Here is a 4,849-nt window from a genome sequence, read left to right as displayed (position 1 = left end):
GGACCGAATCATTATTTCTTTGTGATTAGGAAACCGGACGGATTGTTTTACAACTACAACAACAATGCTGATGGTGAAGAGCAGATTTTTGGGAAACCTGTTAGATGGGATAAAATGAAAGTATATGGATTGTATTATGACTGAGAAAAGAAATTACATTAGTATTTTGTTAATCGTTTTGTCGCTTTCTTTGGCTTCTTGCAAAGAGAAACAACCAGAACAGGTAGAAATCAAAGACAAGTATGCTCTACCAAAAACTTATACCAAAGGTTTAAATGCGGTTGAATATGATTTCGAACATCCAAGCAAACAATTGGTTAGAATTGGCTCTGAAATTGGAAAGTTTCTTGGAATTGAGAAAGATATATATCCAGGTAATTGCGGGCTTTTGGATTTTGAGAAAAAAAATCTACAACTAAGAATCACAGGCACAAAGAAAGAATATATTCTAAAAGTTATATATCTAGGAAATTATCGATTTGCGATATTGAACCAAGAAAATCGGGGGTATGTCGGTAAACTTGAAGTTAGAAAGGATAGATATAGCGAAGACACTGATTACAATTATTATATTTATCCGCTCTCAGACATATCTGATGAAAAGAAAGTTGATAACTTGGGTCAGTTACACCCTGGTCTGGAATTTGATATTTCTAATTTGAGCGATTCTAAATACAAAAGCATTGATGATTGTGAGAAAGAAAAGATAGAACAAGAGCGCGTCCAGCAATCGATCGATGAGGAGCGCGAGCGAGTAAAGGGGGATTTAGCTCCTCCTTGATTTGTTGTATTATGACTAAAAAGAAAAATTACATTAGTGTTTTTTTAATTGTTTCTTTGATTGCTTTAGCTTCCTGCAAAGAGAAGCAACCGGAGCAGATTGAAGTAACGGATAAATACGCATTACCTGCGAATTACACCGGGTCTTTAAATGCAGTGCATCTTCTCTGTGAAACTTAAATTGAACGGTCCGGAAATCCGGACCGTTCAAAAAGGCGCCTTAGCATGAACCGCAAACTTCAACTTTGTTGACCTGTGGTCTTTTAGAAGCGGCGTTTTTGATCGGATCAGAAAATCGCAACGGATCGGGAATTGCACCTTGTAAAACTTCATTAGGAGAATAGCCAAACAAAACTCCGCTAGGTCGAGCATTGTATTGGGAAACAGCTTCCTCTAATGTTTGACAAACATCCTTAAAGGAGAAAAGCTTTTTAGGGAATAGAAATTCGTACTTCATTTTTTTATTTACGGCTTCGATCATACTGTTTGAAAAAGTGATGTCGACTTGAGCGACTAACTTTTCAATGAATAACCTCGAGTTTTTCGAAAGAAAGATATCCACGTCGCCAGCGTTTTCCGAGCCGTCGTCGCAAAGGAGCTGAATATTTTTTTGGAATAAATCGTATTTTTCGCATACGTTTCTCAAATTTAGCATTGTATTTTTAGAATTCCATTCCAAAGAAGCTTTCCATCCTAAGATTGCTCTGGAAAAATTGTCCATAATGAAATGGATATATACTTTAGAGCCGTCTTGCACGCGTAAGATGGTGGTGTCCATGTGGAGAAGAAACAAAGGAGCGGAAGAACGAATTCCAATTCTTTTTCTTAGCTTTCGAATGATTTCTCTTTTGGGAGCAAGGACTCTTGCGTATTTGTAGAATGTAGGTAAACTCAAGAAAGCAAGCCCGTCTTTGAGAATTTTGTAGAAGATGGAACGCAAAGGCCAATGAAGAAACTCCGGTTTTTTAAGATACTTTGTGATGATTTTTTGTTCCGGAATCGTAAGTTGTTTAGGATGAACCTTTCTACAGAGACCAAAAATAGAGGAGTCACAAAGGATTTCGTTTTTCCATCTGTAATATCGTTGAACGGATATTTTCATGAAACGACAAGCTCGCTTGAGGCCGATACTCGGGGAGATGCGTTGTATGATCGAAGCGATTTGTTTCCTTCGATCGTTCCAGATCCTTCTTTTTCCTCTGATGGTTTCCGACAAGGAATCGTAGAATGAATAAACGGAGAAAAGCGACTTTAGAATTTTCATAAACGTATTGCTATCAAGAGCTTTTTTATACAATTCCAGATCCTTAAAAATTGGATCGTTCGAGTCATACCCGATGATCTTGGAAAGATTACGATTCTTCCAATCGTAACGTGTGGATTTTGGAATGATATTTCTTTCTAAAGGAGAAAGAAGATTCAGTTGGGTTTTGAAAAGAAGAACAGTGTGGTATGAATTTTTCGTTCTGATATTTTTTGGCCTCATTGTTTTGCAGAGGGAAGTTTTAAAGGCGGTTTTGTAAAGTAAAAACTTAAAAAGAGAATAAAAATAATTGAATATACGATTTTGAAAAACGGGCTTGTCGTTTTGGGTCGGATGTGTTTTTCTAAAATTTAAATTAAGCGCTGCGTGTGCAAAAATACATTATAAATAATTAATATATTAAATTTAACATCTGAGGTTTTTGGGACAATGGTTCAACTGACGGAAGAAGAAAATGTCGCCCTTGAAGAGCTAAAGGCGGTGGGTGACGAATTCAAAGAGAGATTGAGAAACCCCGATCTTAGTGAGGATGAAATCTTGAGATGTTTAGGGGAGATTCTCTATTATCAAATTGGAGGATTGGAACCCGATCTGAAGAGATTAAGTTCTAAATACAAGAATTCCGCGATTTCCAAGTATATTAAAATTACATATTTGTATTTGGAATCAGATCTCGACGCATTTATCAAAAAGGCAGGTTTCAAAGATGCATCCGTTTTGTTTTTTTTATTCAATAATTTGGATTGGTCTATTGAATCTTTTCCCGACTATGATCTGATTTTTCAAATTCTTTCGTATCATCTTAAAATTAAAGAAAAGATCGAGGACAAACGATTTCATAAAGAATATAAAAGGCTGCTCCGATTGAGTATTGGGAGAGGATTGCTCCTTGTTGGAGGAACAGAGGAAGACCTTGCGCTCTTTCGGGAGAACGCTCTGAATTTTGTTCCGGAGGACGCAGAAGAAATGATCGATCAGGTTGAAAAGCGTTTTCTGTTTGATTCTTTCCGGGTATTAAAACTTTTATCGCAGTTCTATGAGAATCGATCTGAATATGCTCATTACAAAGATATCGGTTGGTTGAATCGCCTTTATCTCGGTTATCAAATGAAATGGGTCCAGCCTGTTCTAAACGAAATCGCTAAGTTAGAAGAGAACGTTCCTAAACAAGTCGACAAAGTCGTTTTTCTGAATGCTCATAATAACGATAGAAAGGGCAAGCGGAAGAAGTAGATTTTCTGAATTGCGAAGGACGGACGCAAGGAAAAAAGAGTTAGTAATTTCCCGCTTTCCTTAACTTTCAATTTTAAATTCCTTTGGTTAACTCAAAACATCCGGTTGAAAAGAATGGGAGTCGAAAATGGACAAGACGGAACAAAAACGATTAGTCGAAGAGATCAAACAGATTTACGAAAAACTCAAAGAGTCAACGTCTTCGGGAAACAATCAACTTATTTTGGAAGCGAATCGTTCAATCGGAAAAATGCTTACGAAAGTGGAACGTAAAGTAACCGAAGCCGAAAAAGGAAATTGGATTCAACGTATATCGAGTGAACTGAAGAAAACACTCAAGAAAGGCTTTTCTGAACGTAGCTTGTTTTACTCTTACAAATTTTACCAAGTATATGGAGAAAAAGAACTAAACCCGCGACTGAATTGGAGTCACTACAGACTTCTTTGTGCAATAAGGGATGAAAAACTCCGAACCAAGCTGGAAGCAGAAATCATCCGCAACAACTGGAGTCGAGAAGAGCTCGGTGAAAGGCTTCGTGACGTTGGAGAACTGAGTCAAAGCAAGAAAACCCGTTGGAAACGACCGGAAGGAGAGCTATTTCACTACAAAATTAAAGAAATCCCTCAAAACTCAAAGAAGATCCTGAGCCTCGATCTTGGCTTTTACCTGTATCACAGCTTAGATACTCAAATTCGAAAATACCATCCGAATGATGTATATGAGGTCGTCACCCACAAGAAGAACAATTGGAGCCTCCTTAAAACAACCGTTCCGTCTAACATGACGTATTGTTACTTTGGCGAAGTAGAGAGGGTGATCGATGGAGATACGCTCTTGCTTCGAATCGATTTAGGTTTTAATCTCGAAACGCGGCAAAGGATTCGTCTTTCCAGAGTATGGGCTGCTGAACTTGATACAGGGGAGGGGGATGGATTATATCACCAACTCTCAAAGAAACTCCCTTCGGGAACGTCCGCGATTGTAAAAACCAAATCGAAGGATATCTACGGTAGATATGTTGGAGATGTTTTGTATTCAAAGAAGAAAGTTAAAGAACCGAAAGAACTCCTTGTAAATGGGATTTATTTAAATGAAGAATTATCGCATTTAACAGGTTAGGGCTTTCATTGGATCTTAAAGACGACGTTCTTTATTTTGGCTATTACACTTAATCTAAAAAAAAATCTATTCTTTCCTCTTTCCCATTGACAATAGCGGTTGATGGGCGACTCTTTGATTTATCAAAGAGTCGATCCCGGCTCTTTAAACTCCCTTTCACTTTTTTTCCTAAATGAATCAACGTTAGCGTCAACTGCACCGGCGGTGCAGTTGAAAAGTAAACAACCGCGAGAGTGATCGCAGCGAAAATCCGGCGATGCGCCATGGTTTGCAAAGCTGTTCTTTCTCTTACAAGAGATCGAATGGTGCTTCGCTGATTGAAGCGTAGAGCGCGTTTCGCGCAGCGAACTCGCCCACATTACAACTTCAAGAGCGGGGACTACACTGCAAACGCGAGCTATGACAAGAACCAGATGGGTGGTAAGGACTGGGCGAACGCGAGTTTCGGAATC

5 protein-coding genes and 1 pseudogene are annotated in these 4,849 nt (G+C 38.4%); 4 read left to right on the top strand and 2 right to left on the bottom strand.

Features of this window, described 5'->3' with window-relative positions:
- Positions 1 to 136 precede the first annotated feature (136 nt).
- Positions 137 to 781: a hypothetical protein gene (locus tag CH376_RS23450; protein WP_100788558.1), complete on the top strand. Its 645-nt coding sequence runs from the start codon at positions 137 to 139 to the stop codon at positions 779 to 781.
- Between the two features lie 219 nt (positions 782 to 1,000).
- On the opposite strand, the gene CH376_RS23445 is transcribed toward CH376_RS23450, so the two are convergent.
- On the bottom strand, positions 1,001 to 2,266 hold the full coding sequence (locus CH376_RS23445) for a DDE-type integrase/transposase/recombinase (RefSeq protein ID WP_100787762.1): 1,266 nt from the start codon (positions 2,264 to 2,266) through the stop codon (positions 1,001 to 1,003).
- A gap of 207 nt (positions 2,267 to 2,473) precedes the next feature.
- On the opposite strand from CH376_RS23445, the gene CH376_RS23440 reads away from it, so the two are divergent.
- Together CH376_RS23440 and CH376_RS23435 are read left to right on the top strand one after the other, a co-directional pair.
- Positions 2,474 to 3,277: a hypothetical protein gene (locus CH376_RS23440; protein ID WP_100787763.1), complete on the top strand. Its 804-nt coding sequence runs from the start codon at positions 2,474 to 2,476 to the stop codon at positions 3,275 to 3,277.
- A 127-nt stretch (positions 3,278 to 3,404) separates the two neighbouring features.
- The gene (locus tag CH376_RS23435) at positions 3,405 to 4,397 is read left to right on the top strand and encodes a DUF1016 N-terminal domain-containing protein (RefSeq protein ID WP_100787764.1); all 993 of its coding nucleotides are present in this window, start codon (positions 3,405 to 3,407) and stop codon (positions 4,395 to 4,397) included.
- A gap of 49 nt (positions 4,398 to 4,446) precedes the next feature.
- Here CH376_RS23435 and CH376_RS23430 read toward each other — a convergent pair whose 3' ends face one another.
- Positions 4,447 to 4,671 carry a hypothetical protein gene (locus CH376_RS23430; protein ID WP_125232037.1) on the bottom strand — a complete coding sequence of 75 codons (225 nt, stop codon included), beginning with the start codon at positions 4,669 to 4,671 and terminating at the stop codon, positions 4,447 to 4,449.
- A gap of 85 nt (positions 4,672 to 4,756) precedes the next feature.
- Between CH376_RS23430 and CH376_RS24945 the strand changes: the two are divergent.
- Positions 4,757 to 4,849: pseudogene (locus tag CH376_RS24945) on the top strand (TIGR04388 family protein); the annotation flags it as partial.

It is taken from the genome of Leptospira adleri, from assembly GCF_002811985.1.
GTDB classification, from domain to species: domain Bacteria; phylum Spirochaetota; class Leptospiria; order Leptospirales; family Leptospiraceae; genus Leptospira; species Leptospira adleri.
This window is presented reverse-complemented; position numbering and strand designations above follow the sequence as displayed.

Bases quoted from the DNA above. Each gene is read 5' to 3' on its own strand.
- CH376_RS23450 (WP_100788558.1), top strand. From the start codon at position 137: ATGACTGAGAAAAGAAATTACATTAGTATTTTGTTAATCGTTTTGTCG.
- CH376_RS23445 (WP_100787762.1), bottom strand. From the start codon at position 2,266: ATGAGGCCAAAAAATATCAGAACGAAAAATTCATACCACACTGTTCTT.
- CH376_RS23440 (WP_100787763.1), top strand. From the start codon at position 2,474: ATGGTTCAACTGACGGAAGAAGAAAATGTCGCCCTTGAAGAGCTAAAG.
- CH376_RS23435 (WP_100787764.1), top strand. From the start codon at position 3,405: ATGGACAAGACGGAACAAAAACGATTAGTCGAAGAGATCAAACAGATT.